Source organism: Prolixibacter denitrificans (assembly GCF_003014495.1).
In the GTDB taxonomy this organism is placed as follows: Bacteria; Bacteroidota; Bacteroidia; order Bacteroidales; family Prolixibacteraceae; genus Prolixibacter; species Prolixibacter denitrificans.
Genome location: NZ_PYGC01000001.1, coordinates 286,384 through 307,352, shown reverse-complemented (window position 1 = coordinate 307,352; position 20,969 = coordinate 286,384). Strand labels below are relative to the sequence as shown.

Annotated in this window: 17 protein-coding genes, 1 tRNA gene and 1 pseudogene; 4 read left to right on the top strand and 15 right to left on the bottom strand. The window is 44.9% G+C overall.

Annotated features, from left to right (window positions below; translation table 11 throughout):
* The first annotated feature begins 200 nt into the window (after positions 1-200).
* Positions 201-728 carry a hypothetical protein gene (locus tag CLV93_RS01410; RefSeq protein ID WP_106540384.1) on the top strand — a complete coding sequence of 176 codons (528 nt, stop codon included), beginning with the start codon at positions 201-203 and terminating at the stop codon, positions 726-728.
* 54 nt (positions 729-782) lie between these two features.
* Here the strand turns inward: CLV93_RS01410 and CLV93_RS01405 are convergent, their stop codons facing one another.
* The 15 genes and pseudogenes from CLV93_RS01405 to CLV93_RS01335 all read right to left on the bottom strand — a co-directional run bounded on the left by CLV93_RS01405 (position 783) and on the right by CLV93_RS01335 (position 17,329).
* Positions 783-3,185: a TonB-dependent receptor gene (locus tag CLV93_RS01405; protein ID WP_106540383.1), complete on the bottom strand. Its 2,403-nt coding sequence runs from the start codon at positions 3,183-3,185 to the stop codon at positions 783-785.
* 544 nt (positions 3,186-3,729) lie between these two features.
* Positions 3,730-5,364, bottom strand: coding sequence for a lytic transglycosylase domain-containing protein (locus tag CLV93_RS01400; RefSeq protein ID WP_106540382.1), 1,635 nt, complete (start codon positions 5,362-5,364; stop codon positions 3,730-3,732).
* An 8-nt stretch (positions 5,365-5,372) separates the two neighbouring features.
* Positions 5,373-6,008 (bottom strand): DUF5683 domain-containing protein, encoded by a 636-nt coding sequence (locus tag CLV93_RS01395; RefSeq protein WP_106540381.1) that lies wholly within the window; start codon positions 6,006-6,008, stop codon positions 5,373-5,375.
* A gap of 29 nt (positions 6,009-6,037) precedes the next feature.
* The gene (locus CLV93_RS01390) at positions 6,038-6,913 is read right to left on the bottom strand and encodes a ParB/RepB/Spo0J family partition protein (protein ID WP_106540380.1); all 876 of its coding nucleotides are present in this window, start codon (positions 6,911-6,913) and stop codon (positions 6,038-6,040) included.
* A gap of 33 nt (positions 6,914-6,946) precedes the next feature.
* Positions 6,947-7,747: a ParA family protein gene (locus CLV93_RS01385; RefSeq protein ID WP_106540379.1), complete on the bottom strand. Its 801-nt coding sequence runs from the start codon at positions 7,745-7,747 to the stop codon at positions 6,947-6,949.
* A gap of 267 nt (positions 7,748-8,014) precedes the next feature.
* Positions 8,015-10,507 carry a replication restart helicase PriA gene (gene priA, locus CLV93_RS01380; RefSeq protein ID WP_106540378.1) on the bottom strand — a complete coding sequence of 831 codons (2,493 nt, stop codon included), beginning with the start codon at positions 10,505-10,507 and terminating at the stop codon, positions 8,015-8,017.
* Positions 10,508-10,611: 104 nt separating this feature from the next.
* A complete protein-coding gene (gene pfkA, locus CLV93_RS01375) occupies positions 10,612-11,637 on the bottom strand; it encodes a 6-phosphofructokinase (protein WP_246187174.1) in 1,026 nt (341 codons plus the stop codon).
* Positions 11,638-11,718: 81 nt separating this feature from the next.
* Positions 11,719-12,573 (bottom strand): 4-hydroxy-3-methylbut-2-enyl diphosphate reductase, encoded by an 855-nt coding sequence (locus CLV93_RS01370; RefSeq protein ID WP_106540377.1) that lies wholly within the window; start codon positions 12,571-12,573, stop codon positions 11,719-11,721.
* Entirely contained in the window at positions 12,563-13,270 is a 708-nt protein-coding gene (cmk, locus tag CLV93_RS01365) for a (d)CMP kinase (RefSeq protein WP_106540376.1), read from the bottom strand. Before cmk ends, CLV93_RS01370 begins: the two co-directional genes overlap by 11 nt.
* A 67-nt stretch (positions 13,271-13,337) precedes the next feature.
* The gene (porQ, locus tag CLV93_RS01360; protein ID WP_146141924.1) at positions 13,338-14,366 is read right to left on the bottom strand and encodes a type IX secretion system protein PorQ; all 1,029 of its coding nucleotides are present in this window, start codon (positions 14,364-14,366) and stop codon (positions 13,338-13,340) included.
* A 95-nt stretch (positions 14,367-14,461) separates the two neighbouring features.
* Entirely contained in the window at positions 14,462-14,962 is a 501-nt protein-coding gene (locus CLV93_RS01355) for a YkgJ family cysteine cluster protein (protein ID WP_106540374.1), read from the bottom strand.
* On the bottom strand, positions 14,907-15,863 hold the full coding sequence (locus tag CLV93_RS01350) for a DMT family transporter (protein ID WP_170108836.1): 957 nt from the start codon (positions 15,861-15,863) through the stop codon (positions 14,907-14,909). Before CLV93_RS01350 ends, CLV93_RS01355 begins: the two co-directional genes overlap by 56 nt.
* Before the next feature lie 112 nt (positions 15,864-15,975).
* Positions 15,976-16,620 carry a hypothetical protein gene (locus tag CLV93_RS01345; protein WP_106540372.1) on the bottom strand — a complete coding sequence of 215 codons (645 nt, stop codon included), beginning with the start codon at positions 16,618-16,620 and terminating at the stop codon, positions 15,976-15,978.
* 164 nt (positions 16,621-16,784) lie between these two features.
* Positions 16,785-16,970, bottom strand: a pseudogene (locus CLV93_RS01340) (T9SS type A sorting domain-containing protein); the annotation flags it as partial.
* Positions 16,971-17,253: 283 nt separating this feature from the next.
* Positions 17,254-17,329, bottom strand: a tRNA-His gene (locus CLV93_RS01335).
* Positions 17,330-17,557: 228 nt separating this feature from the next.
* Between CLV93_RS01335 and CLV93_RS01330 the strand changes: the two genes are divergently transcribed.
* The 3 genes from CLV93_RS01330 to CLV93_RS01320 all read left to right on the top strand — a co-directional run bounded on the left by CLV93_RS01330 (position 17,558) and on the right by CLV93_RS01320 (position 20,916).
* Positions 17,558-18,871 carry an MATE family efflux transporter gene (locus CLV93_RS01330; RefSeq protein WP_106540370.1) on the top strand — a complete coding sequence of 438 codons (1,314 nt, stop codon included), beginning with the start codon at positions 17,558-17,560 and terminating at the stop codon, positions 18,869-18,871.
* Between the two features lie 4 nt (positions 18,872-18,875).
* A complete protein-coding gene (locus CLV93_RS01325) occupies positions 18,876-19,586 on the top strand; it encodes a DNA alkylation repair protein (protein ID WP_106540369.1) in 711 nt (236 codons plus the stop codon).
* Positions 19,587-19,680: 94 nt separating this feature from the next.
* A complete protein-coding gene (locus CLV93_RS01320; RefSeq protein ID WP_106540368.1) occupies positions 19,681-20,916 on the top strand; it encodes a GNAT family N-acetyltransferase in 1,236 nt (411 codons plus the stop codon).
* The last annotated feature ends 53 nt before the right edge of the window (positions 20,917-20,969 follow it).

Sequence of the window (20,969 nt, the reverse complement as noted above, 5' to 3'; positions counted from 1 at the left end):
GGGAACTGGTATTTGTTGTTGGTTTTCAATCTCCTATTCGGTTTGAATCGGCATGCTTTAAAATATGTTATAAATGCTATTATAATCGAACATTGAAAATAAAATGCTTGCAACATAGCTATAAGTATTGTAATTTTGGCTCGATAGTATTCTGAATACTATCACATTTCTGATAGCAGCATATTTTAAAATTCTAAAAAATGGCCGACTCAAAAATTGAATTAACATTAGGTTCATTCCGTTTCTCGTGCGAGGGTGAAAAGGAATGGGTAGAAGTACAATTAGGACGTATTCTCGATCGCGCTCCGGCGTTATTAAGTTTAGGAGGCGAGGTTGCAGCAGCTTCTGCAGGGGAAGAAGTTGAAGAAGTAGCAGCTGAAGAAGCTCGTCCTGTTGCACGTCGTGGTCGCAAACCACGCGAAGTGAAGGCGAAAAAACCTGTATCAAGTGATCCGTTATTGGATTACCTGAAAGAGAAAAAAGCCGATAACAATCAGGTGCGGAAATTTTTGGCGACTGCAGTTTATCTGCACTCACAGGGAACCCAAAAATTCTCTACACCGATGATCTCCAAGAAATTGAAAGCTGCCGGAATTCCAAAGCTTTCTAATGCCAGCGACTGTCTGAACAAGAATGTGAAGAAAGGTTTCTGCATTAAGGAAGACAAAGAGTTTGTATTGACAAACGAAGGTATTCAGGCTGTCATTGGTGACGGCAATCAAGACTAAAAAATAAAAACCCGCCTCGAGCGGGTTTTTTTATTTCCTTTTTTACCTCAGATTTTAGAATTTGGCTCGAATCCCGACCAGGTAATTAATACCCGCCTGCGGATAATATCCATCCATCTTCTTTCTCACACCATTTTCGTAATAGGAGTAAACCCACGCGTTGCTTGAATACATCGCGTTAAAGATGTTGTTCACCATAACCGATAAGGTTAATTCTTTGAAAAGGTTCGTTGGGATATGATAATCAGCTTTCAGGTTACTGAAAAAGTAAGCATCGAGTTTCCTGTTTTCCGACGAAGTGTTGTCGATGTATTGTTTTCCGACATAGTGGGACGAGAAGTTCACCGAAAGCGGCTTAGCTGGTTGCCAGGTGATTTTACTTCCCGCTACAACATCCGGAGAAAAAGCAATATCGGTTGTTCCGAGGTAGTTGGAAATCTGCTGTCCCCAGTTATCCCAGTCGTCAACGTACTCGGTAAAGTTTTTAATCTTGTTCCGGCTGAAAGTAGCATTGGCATCCCATCTAAGCGACTTGCAAATTCGCCAACCTCCGGTTAATTCAATTCCCGCCCGGTAACTGTCCGGAGCATTGGTCATAATCGCTGAGCCAACATCGTTAATTTCGCCAGTCAGGATAAGCTGATTGACATAGTCCATGAAGTAGAAGTTAACACCGAAAGCGAAATTCGTGGAGCGGTAATTATAGCCGACTTCGTAATCGTTCAGATTTTCAGAGGTAGGCATGGGACCGTTCGGATCGGCATCGACGTAGTTGCTGCGGTTCGGTTCGCGATGGGCTTTTGCAAACGACGCGTACATCTTATTCTGGTCGTTTGGCGAATAGTAAAGCCCCACTTTGGGATTGAAGAAGTCAAAATAGTGACTTTGAGTGATATCCCTCAAATCATCGTCTTTTCCATCGATTTTGTAACCGATATGCCGGTATTGCAAATCGAAATAAGCATTGAGCCTAGAGGTGAACTGGTGATTCAACTTGCCATATACGTTGTAATCGGTCTTAAGTCCGGTAGAATAGTACCACTGATGGTTAATCGGATTTTCGCCGTAATATTGAGCCCAGATTACTTTGCCGAAGTGCCGGCCGTCGTATTGGTTCCAGGCACCTCCCAGCGTCATGCTATTTTTCCCCTTGTCGTAGTTCAACGAGAAAGTTGTTCCGTAAAAATCATTGTCCAGCCATTTCCGGCGCACTAAATCGGTTGACTGTACCTGCGTGCCACCAACGGTTGGAGGCGTCATCAGGTAGTCCGAGAAACTTTGGTTCGGCTTGTATTCCTCGTAATATCCGCGACCGTAAGTGTAATGCAGTGCCGCATTCATATTAAGATGCTCATTGAAGCGATGGGAGTACAGCAGCTGGTAGTTGTCCTGCCAGTAATTGTCGGTTTCGTTTTTGTAATAGTGCACTTTCCCCTGCGCATCGGTGTACTCGCCGGCCGGATTATACCGGCGGTTGGTCGCCAGCATATCGGACGGAATTCCATACCAGGCCTGATATGTTTTTTCGATACCGGAGAAGATGTTGACTTTCAGAATCGATTTGGGTGTGTAGTAACCTCCGGATAGGTAATACGATTTCAGGTCGGACCATCCCCGGTCGATATAGCCGTCCGAAGTAATTTTAGAAAGCCGGGCATCGAACGAGAATTTTCCGTTCAACAAGCCGGTCCCGGCTGACACCGTATTTTTGAAGGTGTTGAAAGAGCCGGCAGAAGAGTTCACTTCCGCGTAAGCTTCTTTGTTTAGATTGTTGGTTTGCATATTGATGGTTGCGCCAAATGCGCCGGCACCATTGGTCGATGTTCCCACTCCGCGCTGAACCTGCACATTTTGGAGCGATGAAGCGAGGTCGGGCAAGTCTACCCAATATACACCGTGCGATTCGGCATCGTTTACCGGAATACCATTAACGGTCACATTGATGCGGTTGGCATCGGTTCCTCGTATCCGGAAACCGGTATAACCAATTCCTGCCCCGGCATCCGAAGTAGTCACCAGCGAAGGCGTCATGCTCAGCAAATAGGGAATGTCTTGTCCCATGTTTTGTTCTTTGATGCTCTTTTTCGACACATCGGAATAGGCGACAGGCGTTTTGTCTCCTGCTCGTGTTGCCGAAACAATTACTTCATCAGCCAATACCGCGGAAGATTTCATGGTAATGGTGATTTTTCCTTTTACTGGAACGGTAATTTTCCGGGAAATGGGTTGATACCCCAGGTAAGAAACTTTCAGCTTGTAATTACCCGCTTTTAAATCTTTGAAACTAAACTCTCCGTTTTGGTCCGTCGGCATCCCGACAAAAGTGTTCTCAATAACAACGTTGGCACCGATGAGCGGTTGGCCTTTTTCATTTTCCACACGTCCGTTCAACGTGTTCTGCGCATTCGCTGAAAGGAAGATCAGCTGCAGCAGCCATAAAGCAAGAATTTTTTTCATTTTAAATCGGTTTTTAGATGAATAAAAACCAATGGGAGTAGAGTAACACATGTTCCCTACCCGGAATTACCCGGACAGGTTCAAAGGGTATGTTCTCAGCCTGTTATTTAAGGCACCCCATTGTTTGAAAGCGGTACAAAGGTATAGAAATATTTAGAACCTGTATGAATATGCTCCGAAAACGGACTTTCTTGTCGTCATTCCGATACAGGAGTTTGCATCAGATCAGGAGAATAGAGTATGTTAAAAAAATTGTAAATCCCGGAAGGAGCTTAGAGTTGAGAAGGAAATAAAGAATGCAGGATGCTGACGGTTCTTAATGGAAATGGTGATGGGAAGAAAAGGAGTTATGACTCTGAAAATTAAGTTCAAAATTTGTATGTATGGACATAAAAAGTTATTATTGCACATACTCCTTTTTATTCTAATTGCCTTTTTACCTCGCCGGAGTTCGAGTGCTCCAAAATTACTCCGGTGCAAAATGAATTAGAAAAAAGAAAAGGGCTGGTGTTTGCCAGCCCTTTATTCTTTATTTGATTTTGCTTTATGCATTCGTTGGAATTTTAATCCGTTGGCCTGGTTTCAGGCTTTTCGCATCTTTGATTCCATTCATTTTCATGATATCAAAATTGGAAACTCCCGGATATTTCCGTGCAATCGTCCAGAGATTGTCTCCCCTGCGCACGGTGTATATAGTATACGGACCGTCAACATCTACCGTTGATTGAACTGCCCTGTTGCCAGGCACTTTACCCGATTGCTTTTGTGCGAAGGTCATCGAGTTGTACTGCTTGTAATGTGCTCCTTTCCCTTTGGGAACATAAATGACCAGTTTCTGTCCAACACGAATCAAGTTCCGGTGAATGTTATTCCAGTACCTTACCTGGGAAGCTCTCACATGGAACCATTCTGCAATAAAACCTACGTTATCTCCCCGTTTCACAGTATAGTAAACTTTGTCTTTGCCTGCCACATCACCCGGAGTGAAGTAGGAATAATGGTGACTGGGAACAACAATTTTGTTGTTGGGGAAGAATTTATCGCGATTGTAAGCGAAAACAAACGATTCCTTATCGATGAAATCCGAAGTTTTATTCGCCGGAATCTTCAGCGTGTATGCCTTTTTCGCTGTCGCTGGAATAATGTCCCTGCGATATTGCGGATTTAAATCACGAAGCTCTTCTACCGGAATATTCAGCACCGCTGAAACCTGTTGAAAGTTGAGATAATTGTGAACCTGGATGGTATCAGTTACAATATCAAACGAAGGTTGAGTAGGGGCCAAATGATGCTCTTTAGCATAGTTCATTACATACGCAGCAGCAATAAATGCCGGTACGTAACCACGTGTTTCGCGCGGAAGGTGATAATAGATTTTCCAGTAATTCCGGGCTCCACCGGAACGGCGGATTGCTTTGTTTACGTTGCCCGGACCACAGTTGTAGGCCGCAATTACCAGGTGCCAGTCGCCATAAATGTTGTACAGATCCTGTAGGTATTTGGCCGCTGCTTCGGTTGATTTCACCGGGTCGCGACGTTCGTCAACAAATGAATTGATTTCCAGTCCTAACATTTTGCCCGTTCCGTACATAAACTGCCACAGACCGCAGGCACCAGCCCGGGAGAAAGCTCTCGGATTCAATGCCGATTCAATGATAGCCATGTATTTCAGCTCCAGCGGCAGATTATATTTATCGAGAATCTGCTCGAATATCGGGAAGTAATAATTGGCCAGTCCCAGCATCACTTTTACCTGGTCACGCCGTTTGATGGTATAGAGCGTGATAAAATTCTTGACGGTATTGTTGAAAGACAGATCGATGTACGAATTTATATCCTGAAGCCTGTTGATGTAAACAGAATCCGGAAGTGCTTTCTTCAGTGAGTCGGGTAGAGTATTGTAACTGAGACTATCAAATTCGAAGGCATTCTGGACATACCATGTGTTGACCATCGAATCGAGTTTCTGTGCTTCAAGTTCGCTTAAATCTTCATTCGGGAGGGTATAGGTCTTGTCGTAACCATTGTCGACAGTGTCGAGTTTGGTAACGGCAATAAACCTTGCCTTTTTTAAATCGTAATCCCGGCTGGTCTTGGAATCATCCTTGGCAACCAGTGTCGCCGGGATTAATCCCGCAAAAGCCACGAGCAATGTAATTTTCTTCCACTTTCCCATCATATCGTTCTCTAAAATTTGATGTTGACCTTAACGCCAACTGTTTGCCTGCCGTAATAATTCATTGGAGCAGGTGCGATCCGCATACTCAAATCATCACTGATGTCATAATCGAAAAAGTTTGCGTCAACGCTTGCATCAATGATATTTAGCACATGCAATGCAAACATACCAATAATTGTTAAATCCCTGTTTCTCCGATAGAAATCTTTACCACTTTGCAATTGCTTGGTCACATAATTGAAATGAGTGGAGTTGGTAAGATCAATCGAGGGATTATTGATAAACTTGTCGAGGTATGCCTTGTCCTGTGCCGTTAATTGGCTTGGGCTACTGTACTGCGATATGGTCCGGTACGCTTCAAAATAGTCGTTATACAAATTATTGTTCCAACTAAATCCGTATATCAAACCTGCAAAGCCTCCATAGATGATTGGAAGCTTCCAGTATTTTTTATTGTATATCTGCCCAAGACCTGGAAACAGGGCCGAATATATTGACGCTTTTTTCGGCGAATGCTTTTTGTGATAGAGACTTTCAGAAATCTTCACACTGTCATTCACCGCTTTCCGCACCTGTGCCTGGCTCGCTATGCTATTCCCTAGCAGGCCTATGATGATGAGTAGCCCCGTTAAAAATTTTTTCAAAATGTCGATTCTTTATTTTCGACACAAATTTAGGAATTCAGTCTGTCAAAAATGCCAATGATCCGTTCTAATTCCTTTGGATCGGTAAAAGGAATCACAATTTTCCCTTTTCCTTTGTCATTTATTTTGAAATCGACACTGGTATTGAAGTATTTCGACAAGTGAGTTTTCAATTCTCCGTACTCTTCGGGGAAACTTTGCGTCTTCTTGGGTTTGGCACTGCCTTCACCATCATCGGAGTTGATTTTCCGTACGATCTCTTCCACTTTCCGGACTGAAAAATCATACTTGACAATCTGCTTGAAGATCATCACCTGTGTCTCAGGCTCGGCAATGTTGACCAATGCCCGGGCGTGTCCCATACTGATTTCCTGCTCGCGAATGCCTTTTTGAATAACGGCAGGCAGACGAAGCAAGCGCAGATAGTTCGACACCGTTGAACGTTTTTTCCCAACACGCTCACTCAGGCTTTCCTGGGTGAGATCGCACTCTTCAATCAGTCGTTGATAACTGAGGGCTACCTCGATGGCATCCAGGTCTTCACGCTGAATGTTCTCGACCAGGGCGAGCTCCAGCATCTCTTCATCACCTGCTTCCCTGACGAACGCGGGAACTTTGTCCAGACCGGCAATTTTTGCCGCCCTAAAACGTCTTTCTCCGGCAATGATTTGATACTGCTCATCATTTAATTTCCGAAGTGTTAACGGCTGGATGATACCAATTTCGCGGATAGAAGTTGCCAGTTCTTCCAGCGCTTCTTCGTCAAAAGTGGTTCTGGGCTGAAAAGGATTCGCCTGAATTTTCGACAATTCAACTTCATTGGAAACCGAGGTAGCTTCTCTTACCTGATCGGCATCATCAATCAACGCGCCCAGTCCTCTTCCCAGAGCATTTCGTTTGGCCATAATTCAGAAATTAAAAAATGATTAGTGTTCGAGTTATTGTTCTACAGCTTGTTTGCTGTTGAGTTTTGTCATTTCGTTGTTTTGCAATAATTCACGGGCCAGGTTCAGGTAGCTGACAGCACCTTTCGAGCTGGCATCATATGAAATAGCCGGTACACCGTAGCTCGGAGCTTCCGACAACTTGATGTTCCGGGCAATAATGGTTTCAAAAACCATATCCTGGAAATGCCTTTTTACCTCTTCGTAAACCTGGTTCGACAGGTTGAGGCGGGCATCGTACATCGTCAGAAGGAAACCTTCAATTTCGAGTTTCTGGTTCAACCGGTTTTGAATGATCTTGATGGTGTTGAGCAGTTTACCCAAACCTTCGAGTGCGAAATATTCACACTGTACCGGAATAATTACCGAGTCGGCTGCTGATAAAGCATTGACGGTAATCAGTCCAAGAGAGGGAGAACAGTCAATCAAAATAAAATCATAATCATCGCGGACTTTCTCCAAAACATTTTTCATCACCATCTCCCGGTTTGGGCGGTTGAGCATTTCAATTTCTGCTCCAACCAAATCGATGTGCGATGGAAGAAGTTCAAGATTTTCTGTTTCGGTTTTCAGAATCGTCTTGTGCGGATCGACGTCGTCCACAATACATTCGTAAATACTTGTGGTAACGTTGCGAACGTCGAATCCTACGCCCGACGTAGCGTTGGCCTGGGGGTCGGCATCGATAATCAGAACCTTCTGCTCCAGTACAGCAAGGCTTGCCGCAAGGTTGATAGCCGTGGTTGTTTTACCCACGCCACCCTTTTGGTTCGCTAATGCAATAATCTTTCCCATTACGTTTGTTTTGGATTAAGAATGTTTGTCAAAATTAAAAATTTACATGTAAACAGATAAATGTAGAACGGAATCGGGGGGCATAGATTGTTAATAACGCCGCGTTTATCAACAATTTTTTGGAGGTAAATATCCGGGAGGGATGATAATAGTCAGACAGCCAGAGAGTAAATAATTTTATTCTACGCGTGGAACGTTGATAACATTTTTGCGTGGAACGTTAGTTGTTCAGACTGTAAATGATTATCATAATAATAAATAGAGTACTTACATCGGGTCCACATCGATATTGATTTGGACACCCGAGTTGCCCGGTTGAGTCTTGGCTTCGTCCAGTATTTCCTGCAGCTTTTTCTTAGCACTGACGATGGAAATATCGCGTTCTATTTTCAGCCAGAATTGCTTGATGTACCAGGTTTGAATCCGGTTAATGACCGGGTCTTCCGGTCCCAACACACGGTTGCGGAACGAGCGTCGAAGCATGCTGCCCAGCTGATTGGCAATGCGCTCCAGTTCACGTTTGTCGCGATGCTTTAAAACCAGGCCAATCAGGCGGTAATAAGGTGGATACTTGAAATGCTTTCGTTCGGCCAGCTGTCCTTTGTACATGCCGGTATAGTCGTTTTCGATTACTTGCTGAATGATGTGGTGGTCGGGCTCCGATGTCTGGATAATAACTTTCCCCTGCCGGCGTTTCCTGCCTGCCCGGCCGCTCACCTGTGCCATGAGTTGGTAGCTACGTTCGTAGGCTCTGAAATCGGGATAGTTGAGCAGATTGTCAGCATTGAGAATTCCAACGATACTCACATTTTGAAAATCGAGGCCTTTGGTCACCATTTGTGTACCAATCAGGATGTCGATTTTTCCTGAATCATAGTCATGAATGATCTTTTCGAATGATTTCCGCGCACGGGTAGTGTCCAGGTCCATTCGGGCTATCCGGGCATCAGGGAAAATAAGCGAAACTTCATCTTCAATCTTCTCGGTACCGAATCCCTTTGTGGTAATTTCAGCGCTTCCGCATGCCTGGCAATTAGACGGATGATGCAGTGTGTAGCCGCAATAATGACAAACCAGCGAGTTGTTGTGTTTGTGGTAAGTCAGGCTTACATCGCAATGCTTGCATTTGGGCACCCAGCCGCAGGTTTTGCATTCAATAAACGGAGCGAAACCACGACGGTTCTGAAATAAGATTACCTGTTCTTTTGCTTCCAGTGCTTTTTCAATTTCCTCGAAGAGCAGAGGCGTGAAATGTCCGCGCATCTGTTTGCGTTTATATGCATCCCGCAGATCGGCAGTGAGGATTTTCGGCAATTCAATTTGCTGAAAACGCTCGGAAAGCTCTACCAGGCCGTATTTTCCCGTTAGGGCATTGTAATACGACTCGATGGCTGGTGTAGCAGTTCCCAACAGAACTTTTGCGCCTGTCAGATGGCTCAACACGATGGCTGCGTCTCTGGCATGGTAGCGCGGTGCCGGGTCGAACTGTTTGTATGAATTCTCGTGCTCTTCGTCTACGATGATCAATCCAGGAAACCGAAAAGGAAGAAAAACCGACGAACGTGCCCCGATGATAACCTGGTACTGGTTTTCGTCCGATTCCGGATTGAAGTTTAGCACTTTGTTCCAAATTTCTACTCGCTCGGCATCGTTGAAGCGACTATGGTAAATTCCGGCTTTGTCGCCAAACACCTGATTCAATCGTTGCACAATTTGAGTCGTCAGGGCGATTTCGGGCAACAGGTACAAAACCTGTTTCTTTTCCTGAATATATTTTTCAATGAGACGGATATAAATCTCTGTCTTGCCGCTGGAAGTGATGCCGTGGAGCAGGGTGACCTGTTTATCTTCGAGGTGTTGCTCGATTTCCGTATAAGCCTTTTCCTGTGCCAGACTCAGCTCAAAACCGTCACGGATATTCCCGGCATACTGACTGATGCGATCGACGCGTCTTTCAACCGATTCAAAAATTCCTTTTTGGATGAGGGTATTGAGTGTGGCAGTCGTGGTTCCGACCTTCTTCAGCAGAAGTTTTTTGTTGTATTCTTCCAATGCTTCAACACTACCAAAACGCGTGTATTCCAGAAAACGCATCAACAATTCCTGCTGTTTCGGAGCACGCGACAAGTCATCTACCAACTCTGTCAACTGGCTTTCGCCGGAATATTCTTCGGCCAGGCGGACATATGTTTCGGTTCGTGGTTTATAGCCGGAGCGAAGCGATTCTTCTACCGAAATGGCACCCCGGTTCAACAGCGATTTGATGACTGAATAGGCGTTGCCTTTCTGGTCGGCACGGTTCAAATCGGAAACAGAGGATATTTTTCGGTTACGGAGAAAAGTCAACAGAAGGTGTTCCCGGGAAGACAGTTCATCTTTGTCAGTCTCGTATTCCGGGTTGAAAATCACCCGGGTTTCACTTTCCAGTTTTAGTCCGGACGGAAGAGCAGCTTTCATCACTTCGCCCAGTGAGCAGTGGTAGTACGAGGCAATCCACTCCCAAAATTCAAACAACTCGGGATGAACGACGGGTTGCTTATCCAGTATCGTTTCTACGGACTTGATTTCGTATCCGGTGGGCTCATCGTTGTGGATTCGGTGAACCAATGCTGAATAGAACTTTTTCTTTCCAAACTGCACAATGACCCGCACGCCCGGCTGCAATTCTCCATTCATCTCTTCCGGCACCGAATAGGTAAATTTTCCCGGCAACGGAAGTGGCAGAATAACATCGACAAAGCGCTGTGCGTGGTGTATCATTGATGTAAAAACAGTTTCAAGCAAAACTAATTGATTTCCCTAAAGAACAAAAAAGCCGGAGAAAACTCCGGCTAACGTGCAAATATTTTCGGTTTCTGACAGAATTATATTGACAGCATGCGCAGTACTCTTAACAAGTGTTGATTGACCGCTTTCTCATTTTTGATGGCTTTGTTGAACGGTACGTGCACAATTTCATCGAACTCGATTCCTACCATCACACTCTTTTGGTCATCCAGCAATGCCTCTACCGCAGCAACCCCTAAACGACCTGCCAAAATTCGGTCGGATGCAGTTGGCGAACCACCGCGTTGTACGTGTCCCAAAACAGTGACGCGTACATCATACTGTGGATATTCTTTTTCAATTTTGGAAGCAATGTTAAAGGCACCGCCTGCTTTATCGCCTTCGGCTACCAAAACGATGGATGATTTTTTATTTTTCCGGTATCCGGTTTCGATGTAGGTTTCCAGTGTACCCATATCGGTGTCGAATTCAGGAATCAGAACCGCTTCGGAGCCGGCTGCAATTCCACCGTTCAAGGCCAGGAAACCGGCATCGCGGCCCATTACTTCGATGAAGAACAGACGCTCGTGAGCCGTTGCCGTATCTCGAATCTTGTCGACAGCCTGAACAATGGTATTGAGTGCCGTATCGTAACCAACGGTAAAGTCGGTTCCAAACAGATCGTTATCGATGGTTCCCGGAACACCGACGATGGGGAAATTAAATTCCTGGGCAAAAATACGCGCACCGGTAAAAGTCCCGTCACCGCCAATCACCACCAAAGCATCGATGTTTTCTTCCTTCAGGTTTTGGTATGCCTTCTCTCGGCCTTCTTTCGTCATAAACTCCTTGCTCCGGGCCGATTTTAAAATCGTTCCCCCCGACTGGATGATATTACTGACATCACCGGACTTCATGGTCTGGAAATTCTTGTTAATCATTCCTTTGTAGCCGTAGTAAATTCCGACTACTTCGCGGCCAAAATAGATGGCAGTTCGGGTAACGGCCCGAATGGCAGCGTTCATGCCGGGCGCATCACCTCCCGATGTTAAAACGGCTATTTTTTTAATGCGACAGTCGCTGTACACATTGGGTTCAGGCATGTTGAGAACATTCTCCTTCATTTTCTGAAAAATTTGAATCCGGCTCAAAAGTAGCGTCGATGTTTTCTTATCAACAACCGATACCGTTAATTAATTATAAAATTATTTCGTCAGTATTCTGACCTTCTCAGCCACGTCTTCCATCAAATGCCAGGGAGTGGAGGTTGCTCCGCAAATACCAACTTTTTGAATATTTTCAAGCCATTCCGCCTTGACTTCATCCGGTGAGGAAATGAATTTGGAGTTGGGATTGGTTTCCTTACTGATTCCAAATAACATTTTTCCGTTAGAGCTTTTTTTGCCACTAACGAACAGCACCAAATCAAAACGACGGGCGAATTCCCTGATACGTGGAACGCGGTTGGAAACCTGCCGGCAAAGTGTATCGTGGATGATCACTTCGGTGCCGCGCTGTTTTATGGTTTCGGCCAGCTGATAGAAGCCTTCCATGTCTTTTGTGGTCTGAGAAAACAGTTCCACCGGCCGGTCGAAATCGATTTGCTCCAGATCATCAGCTGATTGGATGACAATAGCTTTGTCATTAGTTTGCCCGACCAAACCATTTACTTCGGCGTGGCCTTTCTTTCCGTATATCACGACCTGCCCGTTACGAGCCTCCTGTTGGCTCTGACCTTTACGAACTCTCTCCTGAAGTTTCAGAACCACTGGGCAAGTGGCATCGAGTAATGTGATGTTGTTTTTGCGGGCATGCTCGTATGTGGAAGGTGGTTCGCCATGAGCACGGAGCAATACGGTGCAATCTTTCAGCTGGAAAAACTTTTCATGGTCGATAGTAACGAGCCCTTTTCGGGAAAGACGTTCCACTTCGGTATTGTTGTGAACGATATCTCCCAGGCAATAAAGACTGTCCTCAGTTTCGAGCGTTTTTTCAGCCTTCTGAATCGCGTTCACTACGCCGAAGCAAAATCCCGATTTGCTGTCAATCTCAATTTCCATTGCGATTCAATCTTTCCATTACTTTTTCGTTAGCCCACTCTAACTGTTCATCAGGAGTGAGGTGACTATTGTCGAGAACAATGGCGTCATCTGCTTTTCGGAGTGGACTCTCTTCGCGGTTCTCATCGATGTAATCCCGCTCCACAACATTGGCTTTAATTTCTTCAAAGGAAACATCTTCGCCTTTGGCTTTCAGTTCATCATACCGGCGCTGAGCTCTCACTTCCGGCGATGCCGTCATGTATATCTTTAATTCCGCGTCCGGGAAAACCACCGTTCCAATGTCTCTGCCGTCCATTACAATTCCCTTGTCTTTTCCCATTTCCTGCTGAAGCGCCACTAAATGTTTCCGCACTTCACCAATGGTCGCCACGGGGCTGACATTCCGGGAAACCGGCAGTTGCCTGATTTCTTCTTCTACGTTTTCACCGTTGAGGAACGTTTCGCTTTTTCCGGCAGCTTCGTTATATCGAAAGGTAATTTTAATCTGATCGAGTTGAGCGATTAAGCCAGCTTCATCTACCTTGCCATTATTGATCAATCCGTTCCGCAGGGCGTAAAGGGTCACAGCGCGGTACATGGCACCGGTGTCGATATAAGCGTAGTTTAAAAGGGATGCCAGCGCTTTGGCCAGCGTACTTTTTCCACAGGAGGAGTGGCCATCGACAGCGATGACTATTTTTTTATTTTCAGACATGTTATTCTCAGTTTGCAGGGCAAAGATAAGTTTCTTGCCGAAGAAAAGGAATGGAATATCCGCTGAATCAGGGGAGGAATTGGGAAAGGTTTGTACTGATAGAGAAATGGTGTGATGCACCGGCGATGTGATAAGATGCTAGTCCGTAGCTTAGATTGAACCTGGAGATGCGAACGCCAAAACCAGCGGAGAAGCCAACCATTCCGGGACGGGATTCGACCGATAGTTCTTTCCTGCGTTGATGATTGTAGCCCACCCGAATCGTGAAATTCTTACTTGGAAGTAATTCTGCACCAAAAATAAGATGCCGCATCACTTTGGAAAAACCGCTCTCGGATGTCGGTCCCGTTAATGTCGAAGTAGTTGAACCGGATGCCGTTTCATTATAGGCTAAGTCCCAGTTGGTAAGATGACGAGCAGTAACCATGAGCCGGAGCGGCGCGTGTTCCAGTCGCTTGGAAAAGCCGAATTGCAAATCGAACGGCAGTTTTTCGTAATCGCCATTCTGGTAGTAAGTGGTAATTTGTGTGCCAATATTTTTTGCCACGAGCGCGATAGTGGATTGATTGTCGCGTCCCGAAAGAATAAGACCGGCATCCATAGCCAATCCAAACGAGTGGTAGGTTTCGAGAACAGAGTAAATGGGTTTGATGTTGACTCCTCCGCGTAGGCGAGGCGTTATCTGTTTGGCCCAGTATATGTTCAAAGCGTATTCGGCTGCCCTGAAAGTACCGGTAATGGTTCCGTCTTCGCGTGCTTCGATAAATTTTCCGTAGTCGATAAAATGAATACCCGTGGCAACCGTCCCTATTTTATCGAGGTGCCAGGCGTAAGAAGCATAACCAAATTTGATATCGGAAAAATAATCGACGTAATTCAGCACAAGCTGATTGCGCATCGTGTCACGCAGCAAAGCCGGATTGTGAAAAACAAGATCCAAATCGTCATCATCCAACGCTACCTGGTTACCGCCCAATGCGGCCACGCGTGCAGAGGTGGTCAGATCGAGAAACCGGTACGTTCCTTCGCCGCCAATCTGACCGAACGCCATTTGGGATAGTAGAAGCGATAGTGCAATGATTAGTCTGGTTTTCACGTAAGCCTGAGTTATTCGTGCCTTTTATTCCCTTTCGGGAAACCGCAATGATTATGCTAAGATATGTTTTTTGCTGAATAGTGTAGAAACGTGGTTTACCAGTTTTCCTCTTTCAGGTTCTCTACTATTTTATAAACGATGGGGCAGGCTTCCCGGTTTTTTTGCGTCAGGTTCAAAATCTGAACGAACTTCCGACGGTTGGTATGCGGATATTCGCGGCAAGCTTTTGGACGATTTTCATACACCATGCAATAGTTATCCGGCATCAAAAAAGGACAAGGCGTTTGGTTGAAAACGTAATCACCTTCGTTATCAACATGCAAATATTGGTCAATGAAAGCCGGCGGTTTCATCTTCATATGCTTTGCCAGACGATCGATATCCTTTTCGGTGATAATCGGGCTGAAGTTGCTGCAGCAGTTGGCGCAATCGAGGCAGTCGAATTCCTGGAAAGCCTCATCGTGCAAACGGGCGACAACACTATCGAGTTGTTTGGGTTTCTTTTTCTTTAACTGAGCGAAGAATTTGCGGGTTTCGTCTTCATTGCGCTGAGATAGTTCCCGGACGTTCTTCGCGTTCACTTCGATGTACTTCATCCTGAGTATTATTGAGGGCTTTTTTTCTGATTCTCATCTGTGCCAGGAATAGTCCGGCGATTACAATCGAAATTCCGGTTAATTTTTGGAGCGAAAGTGTTTCTCCTAAAATCAGCCAGGCAAAAATGGCTGTAAATACCGGAATGCTATTCATAAAAATATTGGCTTTGTTGATGCCCAATTTACCCACACTGTACGTGAAAAACAGGAAGGCAAATCCGGAAGCGAAGATGGCGAGTTTTAAAATCGCGATAAGCGAATCGACATTGACCGGTGTATGGATAAAGCTGTTCATCTCAAACGTCATCCAAAAGGGCAGGAAATAAAAAATGCCGATGAAGCTTTGGTAAGCCACAATGCTGGTCGTGTTATATTTCTTTGTCAAACCTTTCAGAACAACGGTATAACCAACGGTGGCCGCTACGGCAACAAACTCCAGTGTAATTCCCAATATCGAAGCAGACAGGTTTTCCGAAGTATCCAGAACAACCACGGTTACCCCGACAAACGAGAGAATGATTCCTAAAATGGTTCGGGGCGATACTTTTTCTCCGTGAAAACGGGATGCAGCTAGTGGCGAAAAAAGAGGAATGGTAGCCACAATGACTGCTGCTACGGTGCTTGAAGCATATTTTAGACTGAAGCTTTCGCCCATGAAATAGAGAAACGGTTCGAAAAAGGCCAGCAGGATAAATGCTTTCCAGTCTTTCCGAGCCGGTTTCATCAGTCTGCCCGTAAGTTTCGTATAAGCAAACAACAGTATGGTGGCTATTACCAGCCTGAAAAATACGGTGGTTAGCGGACCATAGGCCTGGTACACAATTTTGACCCATACAAATGAGATGGCCCAAAAAGCCATTGCCATGGTAACGGCCAGATATACTGATATTTTGTTTTTCACAGTTCTTGCGTTTTGAACCGCAAATGTATCCATATTTTTACATGCGAACCAAGACGAGGATCAGTTTATTGAAGATTGGAGAGTTAGAGGGACGAGGCCGAATGAGTTTCTATTAAAACCGACCAAATTTGAAATTGAGGTAAGCGGTCCAGGTTTGGAGTACATCGGGAGCGAAATTATTCGACTTGATTTTGTTGGTGAACCGATATGTTCCGCCCAAATCGAGTCTGAAGAACCGGGAGACGTTTAATTCGATTTCCAGCCCGGGTTCTACAACGAAAAAAGGACTTAAGTCGTGGTAATTGGCCGGAACAACTGAGGCGCTTCCCGATAGGGTATCATAGCCTTCCCAATAGTTGATTGCTCCCGCACCAACAATAACGGGGAAAGAAAAATGAACAGGCGAGCGGGGCATTATAATGGGTTCCAGCAAAAGTCCGCCATATCCGCCGGCGAGGTAACGGTTTAGTTCAGGAATATTGCTCAACGAGTTCTTTTGAGAGATAAAAGCATTTCCGGCTAAGCCGAGAGTAAACGAATGTCCCATCACCCAGCCACCACGAAGACCAAAAATAACCGAATTGCGCTCATCGATGGGCGAGTATCCAATGTTGAAAGCGGCGTACCAGCCGTCCAACCGGTCGCGGGCAACAATGGTTCTCACTTTATTCGAAAGCACTCTTCTCTCTCGCTCCTGCGCCGGAGAGATGAGGGGCAGCGTGATGCACAGCAAAAGAAGGAAGGTTACTTTTTTCATCGGTTAGCAGGTTGCGGGTTAGTTTTTCTTTGTCCGGGTGGACATCCAAATCATACGTAGATGAAATTTAGGACTTTTTCAGGAGAAATCCACGAATCTGGAGAATGCTGGCAAAAGAAGGCAGATAAAAAAACCGGGCTAATGCCCGGCTCTGGTGGAAAGTTTTAACTGATTACGACTTTTTTTGTGAATTGACTGGTCTCAAAGTCGTAATGAAGAAAATAGATGCCTTTTTTGAGGTTTTTCATTTTATTATCTTCCGGAGAGCGACGCTTTTCCAAATTCCTTGTGGAAATCTTTTTCAGGAATAGAACTTCGCCATCGATGTTAAACATTTTGACTTTCATGGATGAACGGTTTTGTGTGGTTGATTAATAGCTTTGGGTAACTGTCAATGATAAATTAAAAGTATTGTATTCAAATGACCAACTTTTTTTGACGAACGGTCGATTTTATGTGGTGAACGTTCAATTTTGAGTGGTGAACGGAAAATTGACAATTTGCTTATTGTAGAAAATACAATAGAGAAAAGTGTTAAATTCAGAATGAAAAGAAGGAGAAATAGAGGTTGGAAAAGGAGATGTATTAAAACAAAAAAACCGGCTTCTGAATTTTCAGAAACCGGTTGAAGTAGGGTGGAAGATGGGATTTGAACCCACGACCCCTGGAACCACAATCCAGTGCTCTAACCAACTGAGCTACATCCACCATTTTTCGCGATTGCGGATGCAAATATAGATAATGTTTTTTGATTGGTACAAATCATCGGACAAAAAATATTGGAAAAAATCTCATCTTTCGATTTCATTGCATGGTCAAATAATTCAAGGTCGGCAGGATGATTTTGTGACAGAATGAAGTAGGACGAAAATGATAATTTTTCATCCGGCAGAGAATCATTAAGTTTGGTCTTTCGGGTAAACAATAAAATTAGAATTTGATACGGAAAGAGAGTTGGAATAGCGGAAAATCGTTGCAGGTTTTTCAATTGCTCCGTTTCGGGATGCTCGTTTTGATTGGTGTTTTGCTGACCCACTCCAAACTGAATGTCGGCGACATTGGTCAGTACGAGTCATTTCTATTTTGGGCCGGATTGGCCAGTTTTTTCTGGGTGAACGGCTTGATACAGGGAGCACTGCCCATGGCTGGCGCCGAAGAGTCAGATGGTGAACAACGAAAATCGCCATTTCTCTTTACTGTATTTTTTTTGCTGCTGGTATTTTCGACGGCAACCGCACTGGTATTTACGATCCTTTACAAAGCCGGGCTGCTGGCATTTCTTTCGGGGCACGCCTGGTACTGGTTTCTTCTTTTCGTGGTTTTCGGGATACCGGCTAACCTGACGGTGTATGTTTATCTGGTTAAGAACCGTTCGGTGGAAATGCTCCTTTACGGTGCGGGTGCTTTTGGACTTCAGTTCTTCCTTATTCTGTTTGCTTTGCTTTATGGCGGAGGTATTGAAACGATACTGGAGATACTGGGACTTGTTGCTTTGCTCCGGTTCGTTTGGCTGGTAAAGCTGATTTTTCATCATTCGTCGGTTGTTTTTTCAAGAGAGCTGGCGCGGAAATTATTGCTGCGTTCGTGGCCACTTATTTTGGCAACGTTGCTTAGTGGCTCGGCCCAATATATCGATGGCTGGCTGGTAACCATTCGGTTCGATTCAGCTGCATTTGCCATTTTCCGGTTCGGTGCCCGCGAGCTACCTTTTGTTGTTCTCATTGCGAATGCATTCAGTAATTCCATGTTGCCTAAGTTTGGAAAATCTTCGGGCTTTAAAAGTCATTTAAAGGAAATCAGGGAACGGTCGGCCAAAATGATGAATTGGATGTTTCCGCTTACCGCGGTATTAATGATTTCCTCGCCCTGGTTTTTTCCGGTTATTTTTAGCCAGGCTTTCGCCGAATCGGCTTCTATCTTCAATATTTATTTGCTGCTCATCATTCCGCGACTCGTTTTTCCACAAACCATTCTGAATGGAATAGGGCAGACAAAGCTCATCAGCCGGGCTTCGTTTTACGAGATTCTTATCAATGTCGGATTGAGTGTGCTGCTTTCCTTCCCGTTTGGTTTGGAAGGCATTGCTGCTGCGACCGTTATCGCCTATCTGTTCGAAAAATACTATCTTGCCTACTGGCTTTATCGACGCGAAGGAGTATCGTTGGCCGATTACCTCGATGGGAAAAGACACCTGTTGTTTTCTGCAGGAATATTAACTTTGTTTGTTCTGATAGAAACCGTCATATATTGAAGTAATGGAATACCTGCTTGATAATCCGAAAATCGAAAATACTTACCAGGAAATCATCCGGAAACTCCGGCCCATTCAAAATGGCGCTGTAGCAGAAATGATGACTAAGCGAGGACTGGAATATAAAGTCAACCTGGGAGCATCGGTGGTTTCGTTACGGCAGTTGGCTTCGGGTTACGACAGAAATCATTTGCTGGCGCTGAAACTGTGGAACAAACAGTGGCGGGAGACGATGATACTGGCTACGTTGCTTGATGAACCGAAGCAGGTAACCGAAGAACAACTGGATTACTGGGTAAAGAGTTTTCCGAATATTGAGATGGCTGAGCAGGCGTCGATGAACTTGTTTGTATATACCCCTTTTGCTTTTCAGAAGGCAAAAGAATGGTGTCTGGAGAAGAAAAATCTGGTAAAAATGACTGGCCTACTGATGATGGGACGGCTGGCTATGACAGATAAAACAACTGCTGACGAGGAATTCGAATCATTCTTCGAGGTGTTGCCGCCGTTGTCCAAAGATCCGGAATTGTCGAGCATCTTTATTCGATCGTTTACGCACCTGGGGCGGAAGAATAAGAATCTGAACAAGCTGGCTGTTATGTTTGCTCGTACTTTGCAAACCATCGATTCGCCTGTGTCACAAATGGTGGCGGAAGAAATTATTGATGAACTGGAATCTGAGTATGTTCAGGAAATGCTGAACGATAAAGGATGAGTCATCCAGGGTGCAGTTCAGCTAATCAAAATATTGATACTGTCAATTTCAATTTTTACTCTAATTTAGCGGAGAAAATACCAAGTCAAGGAATATGCAAGTCAGGGAAGTAAAGGATAAGCAAACACGCAAGCTTTTTCACCAGGTAGCACACGAGGTGTATCGTGGCGATGAAAACTGGGCGCCACCATTGGAGGTGATGATTGATAACACCTTCGATCCGGAGAAAAATGCCTTTTATAAAAACGGCGATGGCACCCGGTGGATTCTGACAGATGACGACGGCAGATTACTGGGCCGGGTAGGCGCTTTCATCAACGGAAATAAAGCGTACACTTTTCAGCAACCCACCGGAGGAATGGGATACTTTGAGTGTGTTGAGGAGCAGGAAGCCGCGTTTTTGTTATTCGAAACAGCAAAAAACTGGCTGAAGGAACGCGGAATGGAAGCGATGGACGGACCGGTTAATTTTGGCGAAAACCTGATGAACTGGGGATTACTGGTTGACGGATTTCAGCCGCAGGCGTTCGGTATGCCTTACCATAAGCCTTACTACCGTGATTTTTTCGAAGCTTATGGGTTCAAGGTTTACTTCGAACAATACAGCTATCACCTCAATCATAAAGATCCATTCCCGGAAAGGTTCTGGAAAATTGCCGGCTGGGTAGCTCAGAAACCAAACTTTCATTTCGAGCATGTCCGTTTCAGCAATATTGAGAAATACATCCAGGATTTTGTAAAAATATACGATCAGGCCTGGGCCCGTCACGATAATCACCAGTCGGTTGATTTGGACGATATCCGGGGAATGGTCCGGTTGGCGAGGTTCATCGCCGATGAAGAATTTCTTTGGTTTGCTTACCACAACGACGAGCCGGTTGCTTTCTTTGGTATGATTCCCGACTGGAACCAGATTCTCGTCAAGCTCGACGGCAAAGTCAATTTGAAGAACGTGCTGAAATTCTGGTATTATAAAAAGAAGAAAACGATTACCCGTACCCGGATTCTTATTATGGGAGTTGTCCCGAAATTCCAGGGGTCCGGTTTGGAGTCGGCCATTTTCTGGCACCTCGACAAAGTGATGAAGCGGAAGCATTGGTACAACGAAATTGAAATGTCGTGGGTTGGTGATTTCAATCCGAAAATGGTGGCCATGTATAAATCGGTGGGAGGCGTACACGCCAAGACCCATTACACGATGCGTTACCTGTTCGATCCGAATCAACCGTTTGAGCGTGCACCTAAATTGATGAAAGATGTGCGCCTTTTGAGGGAGGAACGCAAAAACAAAGAGAAAAGTGATACTGCTGAAACCGAAAAGGAAGATTGATTTCAGTTCAGTTTCAGGATATTATTTAGACAAATCTTTTATTGGATTCTTTT

Bases quoted from the DNA above. Each gene is read 5' to 3' on its own strand.
- CLV93_RS01410 (WP_106540384.1), top strand. From the start codon at position 201: ATGGCCGACTCAAAAATTGAATTAACATTAGGTTCATTCCGTTTCTCG.
- CLV93_RS01405 (WP_106540383.1), bottom strand. From the start codon at position 3,185: ATGAAAAAAATTCTTGCTTTATGGCTGCTGCAGCTGATCTTCCTTTCA.
- CLV93_RS01400 (WP_106540382.1), bottom strand. From the start codon at position 5,364: ATGATGGGAAAGTGGAAGAAAATTACATTGCTCGTGGCTTTTGCGGGA.
- CLV93_RS01390 (WP_106540380.1), bottom strand. From the start codon at position 6,913: ATGGCCAAACGAAATGCTCTGGGAAGAGGACTGGGCGCGTTGATTGAT.
- CLV93_RS01385 (WP_106540379.1), bottom strand. From the start codon at position 7,747: ATGGGAAAGATTATTGCATTAGCGAACCAAAAGGGTGGCGTGGGTAAA.
- priA (WP_106540378.1), bottom strand. From the start codon at position 10,507: ATGATACACCACGCACAGCGCTTTGTCGATGTTATTCTGCCACTTCCG.
- pfkA (WP_246187174.1), bottom strand. From the start codon at position 11,637: ATGAAGGAGAATGTTCTCAACATGCCTGAACCCAATGTGTACAGCGAC.
- CLV93_RS01370 (WP_106540377.1), bottom strand. From the start codon at position 12,573: ATGGAAATTGAGATTGACAGCAAATCGGGATTTTGCTTCGGCGTAGTG.
- cmk (WP_106540376.1), bottom strand. From the start codon at position 13,270: ATGTCTGAAAATAAAAAAATAGTCATCGCTGTCGATGGCCACTCCTCC.
- CLV93_RS01355 (WP_106540374.1), bottom strand. From the start codon at position 14,962: ATGAAGTACATCGAAGTGAACGCGAAGAACGTCCGGGAACTATCTCAG.
- CLV93_RS01345 (WP_106540372.1), bottom strand. From the start codon at position 16,620: ATGAAAAAAGTAACCTTCCTTCTTTTGCTGTGCATCACGCTGCCCCTC.
- CLV93_RS01325 (WP_106540369.1), top strand. From the start codon at position 18,876: ATGGAATACCTGCTTGATAATCCGAAAATCGAAAATACTTACCAGGAA.
- CLV93_RS01320 (WP_106540368.1), top strand. From the start codon at position 19,681: ATGCAAGTCAGGGAAGTAAAGGATAAGCAAACACGCAAGCTTTTTCAC.